The organism is Spirochaetota bacterium (genome assembly GCA_035477215.1).
Classification (GTDB): Bacteria; Spirochaetota; UBA4802; order UBA4802; family UBA5368; genus MVZN01.
On sequence record DATIKU010000021.1, the window covers coordinates 1 to 16,731 of the forward strand.

14 protein-coding genes and 1 CRISPR repeat array are annotated in these 16,731 nt (G+C 58.6%); of the genes, 8 read left to right on the plus strand and 6 right to left on the minus strand.

Translation table 11 applies throughout. The annotated features are described in order from the left end of the window. Positions 1-34: 34 nt before the first annotated feature. A CRISPR array of direct repeats spans positions 35-1,893; the repeat unit is 29 nt; unit sequence GTATTCCCCACACCCGTGGGGATGAACCG. A 1,371-nt stretch (positions 1,894-3,264) separates the two neighbouring features. Continuing rightward, a complete protein-coding gene (locus tag VLM75_04905; protein ID HSV96258.1) occupies positions 3,265-4,050 on the plus strand; it encodes a 4Fe-4S dicluster domain-containing protein in 786 nt (261 codons plus the stop codon). Positions 4,051-4,222: 172 nt separating this feature from the next. After that, entirely contained in the window at positions 4,223-5,890 is a 1,668-nt protein-coding gene (locus tag VLM75_04910; GenBank protein ID HSV96259.1) for a sialidase family protein, read from the plus strand. A gap of 65 nt (positions 5,891-5,955) precedes the next feature. Here the strand turns inward: VLM75_04910 and VLM75_04915 are convergent, their stop codons facing one another. Next, a complete protein-coding gene (locus VLM75_04915) occupies positions 5,956-7,533 on the minus strand; it encodes a methyl-accepting chemotaxis protein (GenBank protein ID HSV96260.1) in 1,578 nt (525 codons plus the stop codon). Positions 7,534-7,964: 431 nt separating this feature from the next. Between VLM75_04915 and VLM75_04920 the strand changes: the two genes are divergently transcribed. From VLM75_04920 to VLM75_04930, 3 genes are all read left to right on the plus strand, one after another. Beyond that, positions 7,965-8,252, plus strand: a complete 288-nt coding sequence (locus tag VLM75_04920) for a nucleotidyltransferase family protein (protein ID HSV96261.1) — start codon at positions 7,965-7,967, stop codon at positions 8,250-8,252. Continuing rightward, positions 8,249-8,554, plus strand: coding sequence for a DUF86 domain-containing protein (locus VLM75_04925; GenBank protein HSV96262.1), 306 nt, complete (start codon positions 8,249-8,251; stop codon positions 8,552-8,554). Before VLM75_04920 ends, VLM75_04925 begins: the two co-directional genes overlap by 4 nt. Before the next feature lie 427 nt (positions 8,555-8,981). After that, positions 8,982-9,302 carry a multidrug efflux SMR transporter gene (locus VLM75_04930; protein ID HSV96263.1) on the plus strand — a complete coding sequence of 107 codons (321 nt, stop codon included), beginning with the start codon at positions 8,982-8,984 and terminating at the stop codon, positions 9,300-9,302. A gap of 25 nt (positions 9,303-9,327) precedes the next feature. On the opposite strand, the gene VLM75_04935 is transcribed toward VLM75_04930, so the two are convergent. After that, positions 9,328-10,434 (minus strand): Ldh family oxidoreductase, encoded by a 1,107-nt coding sequence (locus tag VLM75_04935; protein HSV96264.1) that lies wholly within the window; start codon positions 10,432-10,434, stop codon positions 9,328-9,330. A gap of 184 nt (positions 10,435-10,618) precedes the next feature. Between VLM75_04935 and VLM75_04940 the strand changes: the two genes are divergently transcribed. Together VLM75_04940 and VLM75_04945 are read left to right on the plus strand one after the other, a co-directional pair. Beyond that, positions 10,619-10,801 (plus strand): hypothetical protein, encoded by a 183-nt coding sequence (locus VLM75_04940; protein ID HSV96265.1) that lies wholly within the window; start codon positions 10,619-10,621, stop codon positions 10,799-10,801. Between the two features lie 17 nt (positions 10,802-10,818). Next, positions 10,819-11,334, plus strand: a complete 516-nt coding sequence (locus VLM75_04945; protein HSV96266.1) for a thioredoxin fold domain-containing protein — start codon at positions 10,819-10,821, stop codon at positions 11,332-11,334. 6 nt (positions 11,335-11,340) lie between these two features. Here the strand turns inward: VLM75_04945 and VLM75_04950 are convergent, their stop codons facing one another. From VLM75_04950 to larA, 3 genes are all read right to left on the minus strand, one after another. Continuing rightward, positions 11,341-11,979 (minus strand): hemolysin III family protein, encoded by a 639-nt coding sequence (locus VLM75_04950; protein HSV96267.1) that lies wholly within the window; start codon positions 11,977-11,979, stop codon positions 11,341-11,343. A gap of 87 nt (positions 11,980-12,066) precedes the next feature. Then, positions 12,067-12,276, minus strand: coding sequence for a hypothetical protein (locus VLM75_04955; GenBank protein ID HSV96268.1), 210 nt, complete (start codon positions 12,274-12,276; stop codon positions 12,067-12,069). After that, positions 12,273-13,592 (minus strand): nickel-dependent lactate racemase, encoded by a 1,320-nt coding sequence (gene larA / locus VLM75_04960; protein ID HSV96269.1) that lies wholly within the window; start codon positions 13,590-13,592, stop codon positions 12,273-12,275. The genes VLM75_04955 and larA overlap by 4 nt, the downstream gene beginning before the upstream one ends. 409 nt (positions 13,593-14,001) lie before the next feature. Between larA and VLM75_04965 the strand changes: the two genes are divergently transcribed. Further along, positions 14,002-15,270 (plus strand): peptidoglycan DD-metalloendopeptidase family protein, encoded by a 1,269-nt coding sequence (locus tag VLM75_04965; protein ID HSV96270.1) that lies wholly within the window; start codon positions 14,002-14,004, stop codon positions 15,268-15,270. A 42-nt stretch (positions 15,271-15,312) separates the two neighbouring features. Here VLM75_04965 and VLM75_04970 read toward each other — a convergent pair whose 3' ends face one another. Next, entirely contained in the window at positions 15,313-16,731 is a 1,419-nt protein-coding gene (locus VLM75_04970; protein ID HSV96271.1) for a cyclic nucleotide-binding domain-containing protein, read from the minus strand.

The window sequence follows — 16,731 nt, forward strand, 5'->3', positions numbered from 1 at the left end:
CGGTACATGGCCTTGGAGTGCCGCATGGTATGGGGTATTCCCCACACCCGTGGGGATGAACCGAAGGGAGGGTTTGTTAATAGATGGAAGGACTGGTATTCCCCACACCCGTGGGGATGAACCGACTAAACAAGGATGCGGACACATTGACACTTAGTATTCCCCACACCCGTGGGGATGAACCGGACAACAGCGGTGAAGAGATACATCATATTCGGTATTCCCCACACCCGTGGGGATGAACCGCGGGAGGAGTTCGGCGAGAGGAGAGAATATCGGTATTCCCCACACCCGTGGGGATGAACCGGCCCAGGTGGCCATTACGAAGCTCCTCGAAGAGTATTCCCCACACCCGTGGGGATGAACCGGGACTCCATGGCCGCATCCTTTTCGGTGTTATGTATTCCCCACACCCGTGGGGATGAACCGCGTCGCTGCGTTTTTTCACGAGGGCACAGAAAGTATTCCCCACACCCGTGGGGATGAACCGGGCCGCTTGGTTGTGCTGGTCGAAACCAGCACGTATTCCCCACACCCGTGGGGATGAACCGGCGACGGATGGGTTGCAAATTGGTCCGACGATGTATTCCCCACACCCGTGGGGATGAACCGGGAGAAAGAGTCGTCGTACTGGCGGTCGAGGGGTATTCCCCACACCCGTGGGGATGAACCGATAACGGCGCCAGAAAAAATGTCGGAAAAATTGTATTCCCCACACCCGTGGGGATGAACCGTATTGCGAAAGTCGTTGATGAGATCAGGTCATGTATTCCCCACACCCGTGGGGATGAACCGTAAAAAATATTTCGGTTTATAATGTTTCAAAAGTATTCCCCACACCCGTGGGGATGAACCGCCGAAAACCAAAACGAAGCCGAAAACCAAAACGTATTCCCCACACCCGTGGGGATGAACCGGTCGGTGCGCGAAACAATTCGGATGTCAGAAAGTATTCCCCACACCCGTGGGGATGAACCGGGTGCGGCATTTCTGGCTGATGCAGGTTAGGTGTATTCCCCACACCCGTGGGGATGAACCGGCGGCCATGCGTTTGATGGCGGATCAGCTCCTGTATTCCCCACACCCGTGGGGATGAACCGTGGGGGATGTGGTTCAGACTCGAGGACGAGTGGTATTCCCCACACCCGTGGGGATGAACCGCTGATCGCCGGGCTGGAGATCGGCGAGTCGGCGTATTCCCCACACCCGTGGGGATGAACCGGTTGAGGAGGTCAGGGGGCATAGGGTAACATAGTATTCCCCACACCCGTGGGGATGAACCGGACATGGCCGCCACGCTGGACGGGGCCAATGAGTATTCCCCACACCCGTGGGGATGAACCGTACGTCCGCGATCTGCTGGCTAATCTGCAATCGTATTCCCCACACCCGTGGGGATGAACCGCGGCATGTCACCACGTCGCTGTATTCCGATTTGTATTCCCCACACCCGTGGGGATGAACCGGAGGAGTTATGCGAATCAACCGATTCCGTATTGTATTCCCCACACCCGTGGGGATGAACCGATACCGTGCATGATACACGGTTTATTTACCATGTATTCCCCACACCCGTGGGGATGAACCGGACAGAAACAAGTATCGCCAATCACAGGCGCTGTATTCCCCACACCCGTGGGGATGAACCGAGTCCGGCTCGAGGATTTCCGGTCCGTATATGGTATTCCCCACACCCGTGGGGATGAACCGTAACCTATCCACTTCCATTCCGTCTAAATCGAGTATTCCCCACACCCGTGGGGATGAACCGTATCACAATAATAATCACTGCTATGCATTGGAGTATTCCCCACACCCGTGGGGATGAACCGCCAAAAACCTTGAAATATAAATCACGCAATTTGTATTCCCCACACCCGTGGGGATGAACCGCTGCGGGGGATGAGCGGCCCCAGGAGCCGGCTTTATCCGCAGTCCGAGGAGAAGGTTTAGACTTGTGAAAGAAGATGTTTGTCGGCGTGCTTAAGTATTCAGCGTCGGTGGTGCTCCCCTGTATCTTTCCCGGCATATTACGTTGCCAATGAGTTTTCACATGAAAACATCGTTGCAAGAGAAATACTTTTCTGTCCCATGCACTATCGGCCGGGACAACGGGCTTCGGCGAGGAAGATGATCAACGTCGCGTCCCGCGCGGGGGCGGCGCGAGACGCGACCTCGTGTCGCCGCGCCGACATTGGGGCGTCCTGCCGGGAACGCATGGACTGAAACTGGTTGCCTGGCTTGCTGTTGCTGGTTTGTCGCGCCCCAATGGGCGACCCACAGGAGGCGGGAAGTCTCGGCGAAGGCGGGATGTCGGGAGCCGAATGCGTGGCCTGAAATAATACAATTAGAATAGCCGTGACTTGCGGGACAAACTCGCCCCGTTAGGGCTATTATATTCCCGCTTTACCAGTCGGGCAGGGTACGACGGTGTGCCCCTCGAATATCGGGCAGAACAGTATTGACATTTATGATCGGTTGGAATATTGATTATAATCTCCAGTTATGTGGCGACAAATCGTTCGGCGAATATTGAAGGGCGAAGTGATATTCTTCCATAATCGATTCTATAAGCCAGGCGGGAGGGTGGTATGTGGATTTATATGAATAACGCATTTCTTTCTATAGTCCGGAATGATGATGTTCCGGGCATGCTCCTCGTTCGGGCCCGTCGTTCCGGCGACATCGAGTCGGTTTTCCCGGATGCCAGAGTCATCGAAACTTCAGGTTCCGATTACGCGTTTCGGTCGAATATCGGCCGGGAAGTCGTCGCCGATCGAATTGCGAGCGCGGTTCTCTCAATCGACTATCCAAATTTCAAGGATTCGGTTTCGGACCCGGCGAGGCGAGGAATATATTCATCCGTATGGAACAAAACGCTCGAAGGATTCGATACCGGAATGTATTCCCGGTCGCGTTCCCGCGTAAAAATTAATCGTAACGAAAATAGTGCGAGGAAAAGTATAATGGCGGCAAAGAAAAAGGGTGCGGATTCGACGACTTCTTTTCTCCCCAAATCGACTCCTCCGCCGGAAGATCGAGATGTGATCGATTTAACGGGAGAGGACCTTTCGAAGGTGGATTCCGGGGGTAAAGGATCGGGAGACAATAAAAAAATAAAATAACCGTCGATGCTACGGTTATCTCACGGCACAAGGCATCAATCCGCTGAGGGTGTCCGGCAACAAAAAGATACCCGGGAAATAGTGACGCGGCGGATGCGGTCGGCAATACCGCAAGAAACGATACATGCGAGGCCCCTCCATGGGACGATCCCGTTTTCTCTATGACCTCATCATGTGCTTCTTCAAACCCTCCCGCCTCTGGGAGCGCATCTCGCCTTTCCGAAAAAAAGATTCCGCGCGGAACGCCTCCGCCCACATCATCCCGGTGGGCCGCGTGCTCCACGCCGGCAAAAGCGTTGTTCTGCCGGTGTCCATCATCGAAACTCTCATCCGCGCCTCGGGCACCGTCGGCATCATGGCCGAGTGCCTGTGCCGGAGGGGCAACGGCTGCCAGGGCCATCCCGCCGATCTGGGTTGTCTCATCCTGGGCGACGCGACGCGCGACCTCGATTTGCGGCTCGGCCGCTCCGTCACCGCGAAGGAGGCCATGGCCCATGCGCGTGTGGCCCTGCGGCGCGGCCTGTATCCCATGGTGGTGCACAACCAGTTCGATGCATGGCTGTGGGGTGTCGACTACCACCGAATGCTGAATATCTGCTTCTGCTGCGACTGCTGCTGCGCGGTGCGCTATTCCGTTCGGCTGAGAAGGTCCGAGGGTTTTTTTCAAAATATTCACCGCCTTCCCGGACTTACGGTGCGGGCCACCGCGGAGTGCGACGGCTGCGGCGAGTGCGTGACCGGGTGCATGGCCCGGGCCATAACGCTCGAAGACGGTAACGCGTCCATTCGCCTTGAGGAGTGCAAGGGATGCGGCTTGTGCGCGGAAGTCTGTCCCCGGAAGGCTATTGTCATGGAGATGGAGGGAGATGCGCGCGCCGGGGGCGATATCCTGAACATCTACCGCGGAAGAACCGGAATCGACTGAGAGCTCCCCCTGCCCGGGCGCCCCATTCATGCTTGACCGCGCCGCCCTGGCGCATGTATAACCATGATGTGATTACCATCATAAAACGCGTACCGCGCATTAAACCGGTTTTCCCCGTTTATCGGGCAGGCATCGATTCAGGTGCCGGTAACTCGTCCGTCCGGAGGCACTCATGAAGACGACCGCCGAATCCTCGACCGCGAGATCCTGGCTCATCGTGTTCTCCGTTCTCCTGTCTGTCGTATCCGTTGCGCTGCTCTGCGTGCTTGCGGTCAACTCGATCTGGAATGACGTCAATCGCTTCATCGGTGCCATGAGCGGACTGCGATTGAACTGGGTCGCGGTCATACTCGGCGCAACCGGCGCGCTGCTCGTCAACTATATCGCGCAGCTGTGGAAAACCGCCCGCGCTTTTCGCGCGAAGGCCCCGACACGTCCGGCGCTTTTTCAGCGCATTGCCGCGCTTCCGGTGCTGCTCGTATGGAGCGCAATGGTGTTCGCCCTGTTCATGGAGGCGGGCGACGCTGTGCTCGTCTCTCAGGCCGAGTACCTTTCACTCCTGCTGGGACCCTGGCTTCTCGTTTCGATCGCGGCCGGTCTTTCGTTTTACCTTTGGAGACGGCATCGTCGCGGAGAAGCGGGCCCCGGGGTGTTCGCGGCGGTTGCCGTGTCGTCGCTCGCGTGCGTGATATTGGCGGTCGCCCTTTTCCTCCAGGGCAGGGCGGCCGAAAGCGATTCCGCGCCGATGACGCGTCCTCCGCAGCGCTTCCACGACCAGGTCATTTTCGATGGAACAAGGGACCCGGACTATATCACTTTCAGGATACCCGGCATCGTCGTAACGCCCGCCGGGGTGGTGCTGGCCTACTGCGAGGCGCGCGAGAGCTACAGCGACTGGGGAAAGATCGACATCTGCATGAAACGCAGCCGGGATGGCGGCGATACATGGGAGGAGCGGGTGACGCTCTACGCCGGCCGGGATGGTACGGTGAACAATCCCGTCATGATAGCGGAACGCGGCTCGGAGACCGTGCACTTGCTGTACAACACGAACTATAACCGCGCCTTCTACCGGAAGAGCCTAAACGCCGGGGCGACGTGGTCGAAAACCGTCGAACTCACTCCGGTGTTCGAGGCGTTTCGTGCGACATATCCCTGGAAGGTCATCGCCTTCGGTCCGGGGCACGGCATACAGCTATCGAACAGACGGCTGATCGCGCCGGTCTGGCTTTCGCCCGGCGGAGGGAGCGACGGCCACCATCCACAGCACTCCTCAACCCTGTACAGCGACGATGGCGGAGCGACCTGGCATGCGGGGCAGATGGTCTCATCGCTTGGGGAGCCCGGCATGGGCGAGCCGGTGGCGGTGGAGCTCTCGGACGGAAGCGTGATGCTCAACATGCGCAACGAGATATTCGATTCCGACCGCGTGTATCGCGCCGTATCCACCAGCCGCGACGGGGCGCGCGGCTGGTCGCGACCCGTGCAAAACAGAGGGCTGCCCGACGCGGTCTGTTTCGGCTCGCTGCATCGCTATGACGCGCACACCATCCTGTTTTCGAACGTGCACAGCGATTTGAGGGTGGATTGGAAGCTGACCTTTTTCAAACTGAGGGGGGCGCGGGAGCCGCTCGGCATCCGCGCGAGCTTCGATGACGGCAAAACCTGGCCCGTGGCGCGGATATATCGGCATAGGGAGGGCGGCTATTCCGATATTTTCGTGAATCGCGGCGTCATCCATGCTCTTTACGAGCAGGGGTGGCAAAAACGGAACAAGTACCGGACGGACTGCCTCAGGCTCGCCCGATTCAATCTGGCCTGGGTGAAGGAGGGAAGATAGCGCTCGCCCCCATCGGGGGGCCCTCGCCGGAATGGAAACCAGGCGGTCTCTCCACGATGAGAATTCTAATTCTCATCGTGGAGAATGTCGTCCATCAACTTTTTCATCTCCGCGGCCCTGGTGCCGATGACGTCCGCCGTGTCCAGTATCTCCTGGTTGTGCGCGGCGATATTCTGCGCGAGCTCCGCGATCTTCTGGATCGAAAGGGCGCTCTCTTCCATCGAGGACTGCTGTTCCCCCGTCGAGGTGAGGATGGACTTCGACAGGCGGTCGAGTTTCTTGGATTGCGCCCCCGCGGCGCCGATGTATTCGTCCTGCCTCCGCATGGCTTCGCGTACGCTCTCGATGTTGCCGCCGCTTTTTTCGATAAGGGCAAGCACCTCGCCGATGGCGTCGAGGGTGGTCTGTACAAGCTGCACGCCCTTCCCGATATCGGCGCCGATCCGACCCACCCTTTCGGAGATCTCCTTCGCGTTATCTGATGTCGCGAGGGCGAGCTTCCCGATCTCGTCGGCGACCACGGCGAATCCTCTGCCGTGCTCGCCCGCGCGGGCCGCCTCGATCGCCGCGTTCAGGGAGAGGAGGTTGATGCGGTCGGTGATATCGTTGATGACGCCAATGAATGAGGCTATAGCCTCGCCCCCCTGGCTGATGATGCGCATCGTATCGTTCATGTCGGCGAGACTGCCGCCGGTCTTCCGCGATGATCCGCCGATCGTCTCGATGCTCCGAAGGAGTTCGGCGCTCTCGGCCAGGACTGCGCGCTGGCTCTCCTGCAGCGAACGCACCAGTTCGCGGATGCGGTCCGTCTCGGCGCTCTGGTCGTTCATTGACAGCGAAATGGATTCGATCGAGGCGAGCTGTTCCTCGTGGATCGACGACAACTCCTCGCTCATGGCCGCCTGATCCTGCGATACCCCGGCGAGCTTCGAGCAGACGTTCCGCTGCGTGGCGCTTACGCCCGAGAGCTCCAGGTTCATCCCCCCGAGGCTCGCGAGGACCCCCTCGAGGAAGCCAGCCCTTTTTTTCGCCACATCCTCCTGCTCCATCGCACGCCGGGCGAAAGACGACATGTTTTTAAGTATGGCATTGCAGATCAGGGTGAAGCCGACCAGGAGAACGATTTTTCCCAGTTCGTCATCGATGATGATGAACCCGAATTGGAAATCGCCGGCCTTCACCGGAAGGTCGAGTACGAATACCCCGATGCAAACCAGGAACGCATATTCAATGACGGCCGCAGACCCGGCAACCAGCGTCAGCGACCTTTTGTTCTGGAGGAGCGTCAGAGCGATGAACACCATGTATGCGGGGAAGACCGTGGACTCGTTTAGCATCATATGGGGTCTGCCGGCGAGCATGTGCGCTGATTTCATCAGGGTGGGAAGACTGATCTCGATCAGCGCGGTGACGTACTGGAACGCCATACTTCGGATGTCCCTCTTCGCGAGCGCGTTGTTTATAAGCGCAAATAGAATGAAGACGAACAGACCTGAAAAAAACGTGACGTTTATGGCCATCGAGTTATCGGCGGCGGCACCGCCGATGATGAGGATGAGAATCACGGCGATGACCATCCGAATGCGATTCGCCAGCACTATGCCGGTTTTGGTAATGTCGGCGATGGTTCCGGTCTTTCCCATGTGGAGCTCCTGTGGTTATGAGATTGGTGCTATGGGAGAAAACAGGTACACCTGATAATTTCCATTTTTATATGTAATGGCGTTCGAACCGGTGTCTTCTGCGTGGACTACTCGCCATTGGACTGAGCGACCGCTCACCCTGTCGCAGGATGTGCGCGCGGGGCCGGATTTGTCAATACCAATTCGCGCTTTTGGTTTGTACAGCGGGGTGGTTTTCAGGGCGTTTCGGTTAAGGGGGGCAGGTTAAAGGCACTGACTTCCACAGGGAGAAAGATGGAGATCTCAGCGCAGGCGAAGTTTTGCCGCGCAAACCATCCGGAGATGTGCTCGACGGCCACGGGCCGGATGATATAAATTCGATTGAGGAACGCTCCAGGCCGTTGCTTTCGGGAGCGCCATGGGCCGGCCACGTCGAATGAGGGAGGGTTATGATGAACCCTGAAATAACCGAAAAGCTAAAAAGCGCGAAACGCCGGCTTGCCGAGCGCTATGGTGTTTCGCGGCTGGGCGTGTTTGGTTCGTACGCGAGAGGGGAGGAGCATGGCGGAAGCGATGTGGATATTCTGATCGAATTCAAGAAAACCCCCGATCTGTTTGAATTCTTCGAGATTGAGGAATTCCTTGAAGACGCCCTGGGCGCGAAGATCGACCTGGTGCGCGAGCAGGCTCTGAAACACCGGATAAAATCCCGGGTGTTGGCCGAGGTTGTCTATATATGAAACGTTCGACAGATATGCTCCTTGATGATATACTGGGTTCGATGGAGAGTATTTTCGCGTTCATCAACGGGTACAATTCGGAAGAATTCCAAAGGGATGATAAAACGCTGAGCGCGGTGATACGAAAGCTGGAAATCATAGGCGAAGCGGCGAAGAATATTCCACCTGATATTGTGGATGCGAGCCCCGATATACCTTGGACCTGCATGGCGAAGATGCGGGATGGGCTGATCCACGGCTATTTTGGTGTCGGCGCGGAAAGTGTCCGGGAGACCGTCCACGGGCGTCTTCCGAGCTCTTGAAGTAAAAATAAAATGAACCTCGGGGAACGCCCGCTTTTTTAAGGATATCGTTTATGCCGGTGTTGACGCAGCCGTTTCCATGAATCAGTTCCGCGGCCGACGCGAGCAGGGCTTCCCCGGGGGAGATTTTCATCATATTCGTATCAGTAGAGCGGCCTACTATGTGTTAATAATTTTTTCGCTTCACCATGGCCTTCCCTTTGGCGTTTTCCCCCGCCGCGGGGGGTGCAGCCTCCGTGCATGCCACGACTACAATGCATAAAGTGTATGGTATATTTTTTATTGGGTCAGGCGATATTACCGTGCACGCGCGACGACGGGGTGTAATGCCGCCGGGCCGAAATTCCGACAGTAGTGGTATGTCGTCATGCCGAATCGGCGCGCGTATTCCCGCCGTTGGCGGCTCCACTTTAAGGGGGTGGTTTAAATGGACTGGTTGTTCCTCGTCATAGCCGGAGTTTTCGAGATAGGCTGGCCGTTGGGACTCAAGATATCGCAGGCCCCGGCGAACAGGGTCCCCGGTATCGTTTTGGCGGTGGTCGCGATGACTGCAAGCGGCGTGTTCCTCTGGCTTGCGCAGAAGACTATCCCCATGGGGACCGCCTACGCGGTCTGGACGGGGATCGGCGCGGCGGGGACGTTCATCGTCGGCGTCATCGTCTTCAAAGATTCCGCCGATATTCTCAGAATACTTTCCGTGCTCCTCATCATCGCCGGGGTGGTAGGGCTGAAGCTCGCGCACCGGTGACGGGGGGACGCGGCGCCCCTGCCGGTCACAGCGGCAATTCGTAGCCTTTAAGCTTCAGCTCGTCGATCAACTGCTGCATCTCCTTCAATAAGTCCGGGCCTACCGGCACTCCCATCTCCCTGCGCTCCATCCAGGCGATGTGCTCCTTCTCTCCGGCGGTGTAGATGCGGCCGTGTCCCGGCATCTTCTTCGACGCGCGCAGCTCGCGCAGAATGTCGCCCGCGGTCTTTTTAAAGTCGGCCGGTTCGATAAAGGCGTCGACATTGATCGCGATGAAATAATGCCCCAGGCTGTAGGGGGCCTTTTTGCCGTCGCGCATTCCGGTGAGCATCTTCATGAAGCCGCCGCCCTGGAGCGCCGAGCAGAGTATCTCCACCACGGTGGCGTAGCCGTAGCCCTTATATCCGCCCCCCTCCTCGCCGATGCCTCCCAGCGGCGTGAGCGCCGCCGTGCCCTTCGTGAGGTCCTCGAGAATCTTCACCGTATCGGTGCGGGCGTTCCCGTCCAGGTCGATGACCCATCCGGCGGGCACGTCCCTGCCCTGGCGGGCGTAGACCTCGATCTTGCCGCGCTGGCTTATGGAGGTCGCGCAGTCGAGGAGGAAGGGGAAGTCCTCGTCGGTGGGGATGCCGAAGGTGATGGGGTTGGTGCCAAGCATGTTCTCCACGCCGAAGGTCGGGGCGATCGAGGGCCGCGCGTTGGTGCCGGTGATGCCGATCATGTTCTCGCGTACGGCCATGAGCGCATAGTAGCCGGCGATGCCGTAATGCGACGAGTTGCGCACCGCCGTCATGCCGATACCGTAGGTCTTCGCCTTGTCCATCGCCATCCGCATCGCTCTTTTAGCGATGACGTGGCCCATGCCGTCGTGCCCGTCTATCACCGCGATGGCGGGGGCTTCCCGCACAATCTCGATCTTTGTAACCGGATTCAGGATGCCCGCTTTAATGCGGTCGTAATAGATGGGCTTGAGACGGTTCATGCCGTGCGAATCGAAGCCGAGCTTGTCGGCGGTTATGAGCACTTCCGCGACGATTTTGGCGTCCGCAACGGGAACGCCGACCCCCTCGAGCACGTCGATCATGAAGCGCTCGACAGTCTCGAAATCGATCCACACGGTATTCCTGTCCATCCCTGTCTCCTTTTACTGCCGCGGCGGCGGCGATAATGAAAATCAACTATATGTGCACATCGCCGAATTCAGTCAATAAGGTTTTTTCACTCCGCCGTCCGCATAAATAATGCTGGATTTACGGAACCGTCTGTGGTGTAAAATACGGGTGCTTGCGCCGTGTAACGGCTCCGGAGGTATCGTGATGGATGAATTCCGTATCTGCCCCAACTGCGGCTATGCCCGCGGGTTCCACGCCTCGTTTCGAAAGGAGAAGGAGGGCCTGATGGTGATTTTCATCTGTCCCGAGTGCGGATCGTCGTACGATATCGGACTCTTCGAAAACCGCATTTCCGAACTCGACCCCCGGCGCGGGGATAGCTACTAATTGAAAGGAGTACGATCATGCGCATTCGTTTGTTTTTAGTCAGCATGCTTGCCGTGGTGGTTTTTCCCGGGTGCGGCGGACAGAGCGCCCCGAAGGGCGCCGTGCAATGGAAGAGCTATGAGGAGGGGATGAAGATCGTGCGGAGCGAGAAAAAGCCCGCGGTGGTCGATTTCTACGCCGCGTGGTGCCACTGGTGCGTCGTAATGGAGAAGGACACCTTCGCCAACGCGAATGTGATCCGCATGCTCGCCGATGATTTCGTGCCGATCAAGATCGACATGGAGTCGACGAAGTCGATTCCGGTGGATGGGCGAAATCTGAAACCGGCCGATTTCGCCGCAATGATGGGAGTGAGGGGGCTTCCCACCATCGTTTTCGTCGACAAAAACGGCGGGCTTATTACGCAGATCCCCGGGTATATAAAGGCCGATACCTTTCTTCCGCTTCTTTCCTATATAAAAAGCGAGTGTTATCTTCAGCAGATAAGCTTCAAGGATTATCTCGAGAAGAAGACCGACTGCGGCGTAAAGTAGGGGGCGTCAGCTCCCTCCCACGGCGTCGAATACCAGGAAGTAGTGAAAGCCGGCACCCAGCAGTATGAAGACATGGAATACCTCGTGGAACCCGAACCTCCCCGGAAGTGGGTCGGGTTTTTTAATCGCGTAGATTATCGCTCCCGCCATGTACGCCAGTCCCCCGGCGAGCAGAAGGACGAGGGCCCGGGCGGGCATCGCGTTTAACAGCTCCTTCACCGCCACTATGGCGACCCATCCCATGGCGACGTAGATGGCGACGGTGACGCCGCGCGGCCGCGTGATCCATAGGAGCGTTATGGCGATGCCGGCGGCTACCAGGCCCCACTGCACGGCGACGATGCTCCATGCCCATGTCCGCGAGAGGTACGCGAATGCCACGGGCGTATAGGTGCCGGCGATCATTGCGTAGATGGCCGAATGGTCGAGTTTCCGAAACGCCGATCTCCCGTTCTCTCCGCTCCTGGCCGCGTGATAGACGCCGCTTGCGGTGAAAAGCAGCGTGGCCGAGACGCCGTAAACGAGCGCCGCGGCGAGTGTCCCGGTGTCGTGCCGCGCAACGACGGCGAGGACAACGGTTCCCGCCAGGGCCGCAACCGCGCCCGCAAAATGAGATATCGAAGAAAATGGTTGGCGAATGCTCATGGCTGAAATACCATCCGGTATGCAAGAATCCTCTCGAAGAGGTACGGAGAAAGCGACAGCAATACCTGTGCGAAGGTTGCGATTTTTTCAACGAAGACGCGCGGCCGGTTCATGCGACGGGATCGGCATCACCGCACGGAAATCGATGCCATCCTCGTTCATGCCGCGGCGCAGCGTCGATTCGGAGATCGAGACGGGGTCGAAGGCGCGGGCTTTCGTTACGCCCGTCCTGGCGATGAGCGATCCCCCTCCCTCGTGCAATATGCCGCCGAGATGGGCGTGGACGCCGAGTATCATTCGCGGACGATCGGGAAGGTCGCGCCGCCCTCCGGGAAAACGGCCACGTGCGCGCGCCGTCCGATCTTCTTCGCCGCGATGTCGACGATCGCCTGCGGATCGCGCGCGTGAACGAAAAAGCCGAATTTTTTGATCTCATCGTCGCCAAGGGTCGGCACATGGAAGAAGAGGTCGTACTGGCGCATGAGCTGCATGGAGTAATACATGAGGAATTTCTCCTCCACGTTGAGGCCCTTTTTCACCTTTTCGAGGAAGCCCATCACTCGCGAGGGGCCGATGGTCCGCAGTATCGTCTTCACGAGCCACAGTGGCTTGGAGTCCTCGGGCACCTTGATGTCGTCGGCTCCTCGCTCGGCAACCATGAAGGCGATTACCGCGCCGCCGGGCTTCAGCGCCGGGAGTGAATTCCCCACGCACTTCATCCCCTGCTTGAAGTTGATGTCCATGGGGTAGGAGTTGACGATGATGGCGTCCATCTTTCGATCGCAGACGAGGCCGCTGGTGCGGTTGTTGAAGGCCACGCCCTCGCGGTGGCAGGCGACGGGGTCGCCGGCGAAGGCGGCGGTGATTTTTTTTGTGTGGTCGATTGACACGTTCAGGCAGAAAACGGGCGCCTTTATGAGCCCCTGTATCTCCTCCAGGTCCTGGCGAAAGGAGTTCTTCCCGGGCATCATGCCGACGCGGTTGAAGATATATGGCGGTTCGGCGATGATGGAGTGATGAATGCCGATCGTCTCGAAATAGGCGACGCCCGGCAGGATGTTCTTGAGGCCGCCGCCGAAACCCGCCCACAGGTGCGGCTCGACCATGCCGATCGAGATGATGAGGTCGGCATCGGCGAGGTGTCCGTTCAGCCAGACCGGCGTTTTACGGCGAGTCTCTCCGAAGTGGTGGTTTTTATCCTTGTCGAACGCGTCGTGGTTCTCCCATTTTATTTTCGTCAGGTTCTTCGGTCCCACCTTCCGGGCCATCTCCTCCCCGGTCATCGGGGTGTGAATTCCGAGCGCCGGAATCAGGAGGACGTTCTTCATCGATGCGCCCGCCTTCGTGAGGGCCGCCAGGACCAGATGGAAGAACCGATCGGCCGGTGTCGGCCGGGTGTTGTCATCAACCACGATGACTATTTTTTTACCCCCGAGCTTCATCTTCTCGATGGGCGTCGATTTCACCGGGTTGGCGAGCGCGGCCTTTACGAGTTTGAGCTCGTCGGCCGGCGCCTTCTCCTGTTTTCCCTCGGCCTTCGGATAATGGATGGTCCAGGTGTCGGGTACGTTGATCTTGAGTGTTTCGCCGCCCCAGGGGAGTTTGACTTGCATGATATACCTCGTGATCGGATATGATTATAAATAATAGACTTGTTGCGTAACTGACAAAAATGTCATCGCGAGGAGGCCGCAGGCCGACGTGGCGATCTCAAAAGGCAACAAGTTTTTACCAAGAAACCAAATGCGTCATGAGATTGCCACGCCCCGATAAAGCCGGGGCTCGCAATGACACTCAGTAAAGCATCAACTCTGATGATACAGAACTCCGAGTGTACTATAACTCCGATTTTACGGAACAAATCGAAGTATCTGTTATAAAGCGGGAATGTCAAGAACTTGTTGCCCGGACGGGAGGCCCGGCAACGAAAAACGTATGGACATGCCGCGCGCCGTATGATACTCAATGAATTTAATTGCCCGTACGGGGTCCGGGAATACGCCATTATTAGAGGACGATCCGATGAAGAGAACATTTCCCTTCCTGTGTGCGTTCCTTGCGCTTTCGATCCAGTCCGTGTCCGCGCAGGACTTTTACGACAGCCAGCGCAAGGGCAACCGGGACATGGTCAAGCGGCAATACGCCGCCGACCTCGAGAAGAAGGAGGCCATCCTCCGCAAGATGCGCGAGTTTATCGGCGAGATAAACGGACGTCTGAAGCAGGGGAGTTCCACGAAGATCGACGTTCCGATCGATATCGAGTCGGTGAGCGACATCAAGACGACCGACCTTATCCACACATCGAAGAAAGTGCCGCCCAGGGAATATGCGTATCTCCTCGACGATGTCGCGTATCACGAGGAAGGCAAAAGCGGGAGCGCGGCGCTGGGAAGGTGCGCTTTCGGGGAGAAGGTGGAGCTGCTGCTGCAGTCCGAGGAGATGGAAACCGTGGACCGCGTGCGCGGCCCCTGGCTTCTGGCGCGCCGCGCGGGCGGCGAGGAGGGCTGGGTTTTTTCGGGATATCTTTCAAAAGACAGGCCGGGCAAAAGGATTAAAAAAGAGACCGCCCCGCCGCCCGTCGTCGAGGCGCCGGTAGAGAAGAAAAGCGCCGGCGCCTTCTACGCTTACGTCGCCGCCGCCGACGTTCTCATGCGTGCGTCGGGCTCGAGCTCCGGAAGCGTGACGGGAAGGTTCGATTTCGCCGAGCGCCTGGAGGTACTCGAGCAGTCGAACCAGACGGAGACCATCGGCGGCAAGACGCGGCCGTGGTTCCGGGTCGGACGGCTGGACGGCTCCGAGGGCTGGATATTCGGCGGTTTCCTCCAGAAGAAGGTGCCCGAGCGGCCGGCCGCCGGGGACGCCGCGACGGGAGAGGACGCTCCCGCCCTGACGACGGGTTCCCGGGAATTCGCCGTGCCGACAACGGGGAAGGTGTCGAGCAGGTTCGGTCACCGGGTACATCCGGTGACGAAAAAATCCCAGAGCTTTCACAGCGGCATCGACATCTTCGCGCCCAGGGGCACCAGGGTCAACGCCACCGCCGACGGGGTGGTGAAGACGGCCTCGTACAAGAATAACGGATACGGCAATCTTATCATACTCGAGCACGAAAAGGAGCTGTCGTCGTACTACGCGCATCTCGAGGAGATACTCGTTTCGCCGGGACAGCTCGTGAGGAAGGGCGACCTCATCGGAACGGTCGACTCCACCGGCATGTCGACCGGCAACCACCTGCATTTCGAGGTGCGGCGCGGCGGGAAGGCGATGGACCCCGACGAGTTTCTGCGCTGACGGTTTCGTTCCACACGGATCACCGGGGCGCCGGCGCGCATCTCAATCGAAGTTGATTTCTTCCGACGGCAGCTTGAGGCCCGCGTCGTCGCGCACGGCCGGTTCGGTGCGCTCGATGCCGTCCATGGGGCCGGTCTCATCGAGCGGCCCCGCCGGTCGGGCCGGCGGGCCGCCTTCGTCCGGGTCGGCGCCCGCGCCCGCCCTTCGCGCGGGCGCCGCGCTGCGGTGCTGCTCCTTCCTCGATGGCGAGTCGCCGTCCCACGATGAGATATGGTCCCTCGACCGGTAGAACTTCGCCTTCGTCGAGAGGACGCTCGGGTTCTCGATGGAGACCTGACCGAAGTTGAACTCGAGGTTCGGATCGTCCAGGAGTGTCCCCATGGCCTTTTCGCTCTGCGCGACCGGGATGCCCGACATCCGGAGCAGTTCGTCGATGCCGAAAGTGAGTGTGACGGAACCGGTGCTCTTGAGCGACACGCGGTCTTCGAGTAGCTTGTTCTCGAGGAAGGCGTAGATTCTGGTGATGGGCTGTGCGTACACCTTGGATTCGAGGCGTATGTAGGTGAACCATATGCGCTGGCTGATGGCCATGAATATTTTGCTCGCGATGGCGGACGACTTGGCCAGGACCTCGGCGAAGTTTTCTTTCTTGATGGACAACAGCGTCGTCGTCCCCATGCTGATGGCGGTGGCGTTACGCGGTTTGTTCGATATGATCGCGAGTTCGCCGAAGATGTCGCCGCCTTTAAGGACCGAAAGCAGGACCTCCTGCCCCCCGCCGACCTTTATGATCTTCACCCTTCCTTCCTTGATGATGAACAGGTCATCGCCCTTTTCGAATTCGGCGAAGATCATCTGGCCGTCGCGGAATATGCCAGACGAGCCGTTCTCGATGAGTCCCGCGGAAGGGGACGCGTCCGGTCCGCGCATCTCGGCCAGCAGCGACCGGATTTCCCCGGAATGCGCCCCGCCGGGGTACTGCTCCGCGCAGCTTTCGAGGATGTGCCGCGCGTAATCGTGCCTGCCCGAGAGACGATAGTGGCGCGCCAGGTCGAAGAGCCTGGTCTCGTCTTCGATGAAGTCATCGTCCTGGGGGTCCAGGGAGAGCATCATCTCGTTGTAGGTGCGCAGCTCGTTCGCGAAGTAGTTCAGTATCTTGATCGCGACCTTCGGGTTGTTCTGCACCAGTTCGATGAAGCGCTCACGCTTCAGGGTGATGATGAGCGAGTCCCTGCGCGCGATCGCCGATTCCATCCTGGGGCGTTTGCAGAGCGTCGAGGTGAACCCGAAGACCTCGCCCTGGCGCACCAGCGGTTTGTGCAGCTTTATGCGGTCGTTGTTGCCGTGAAGGCCGACCTCCCCCTTCTCGACGATGAAGATATCGTTGGAGTCCTCGTCGCCCTCAACGTACACATAGGCGCCGGCCCTGAAAACGCTTTTTTTTCCCGTTTCCGGTGCCAT

Excerpts from the sequence above, each read along its gene's own strand:
- larA (HSV96269.1), bottom strand. The coding sequence starts at position 13,592 with ATGCAAGTCAAACTCCCCTGGGGCGGCGAAACACTCAAGATCAACGTA.
- VLM75_04940 (HSV96265.1), top strand. The coding sequence starts at position 10,619 with ATGGATGAATTCCGTATCTGCCCCAACTGCGGCTATGCCCGCGGGTTC.
- VLM75_04910 (HSV96259.1), top strand. The coding sequence starts at position 4,223 with ATGAAGACGACCGCCGAATCCTCGACCGCGAGATCCTGGCTCATCGTG.
- VLM75_04920 (HSV96261.1), top strand. The coding sequence starts at position 7,965 with ATGAACCCTGAAATAACCGAAAAGCTAAAAAGCGCGAAACGCCGGCTT.
- VLM75_04905 (HSV96258.1), top strand. The coding sequence starts at position 3,265 with ATGGGACGATCCCGTTTTCTCTATGACCTCATCATGTGCTTCTTCAAA.
- VLM75_04935 (HSV96264.1), bottom strand. The coding sequence starts at position 10,434 with ATGGACAGGAATACCGTGTGGATCGATTTCGAGACTGTCGAGCGCTTC.
- VLM75_04970 (HSV96271.1), bottom strand. The coding sequence starts at position 16,731 with ATGGCACCGGAAACGGGAAAAAAAAGCGTTTTCAGGGCCGGCGCCTAT.
- VLM75_04950 (HSV96267.1), bottom strand. The coding sequence starts at position 11,979 with ATGAGCATTCGCCAACCATTTTCTTCGATATCTCATTTTGCGGGCGCG.
- VLM75_04955 (HSV96268.1), bottom strand. The coding sequence starts at position 12,276 with ATGATACTCGGCGTCCACGCCCATCTCGGCGGCATATTGCACGAGGGA.
- VLM75_04965 (HSV96270.1), top strand. The coding sequence starts at position 14,002 with ATGAAGAGAACATTTCCCTTCCTGTGTGCGTTCCTTGCGCTTTCGATC.
- VLM75_04915 (HSV96260.1), bottom strand. The coding sequence starts at position 7,533 with ATGGGAAAGACCGGAACCATCGCCGACATTACCAAAACCGGCATAGTG.
- VLM75_04925 (HSV96262.1), top strand. The coding sequence starts at position 8,249 with ATGAAACGTTCGACAGATATGCTCCTTGATGATATACTGGGTTCGATG.
- VLM75_04930 (HSV96263.1), top strand. The coding sequence starts at position 8,982 with ATGGACTGGTTGTTCCTCGTCATAGCCGGAGTTTTCGAGATAGGCTGG.
- VLM75_04945 (HSV96266.1), top strand. The coding sequence starts at position 10,819 with ATGCGCATTCGTTTGTTTTTAGTCAGCATGCTTGCCGTGGTGGTTTTT.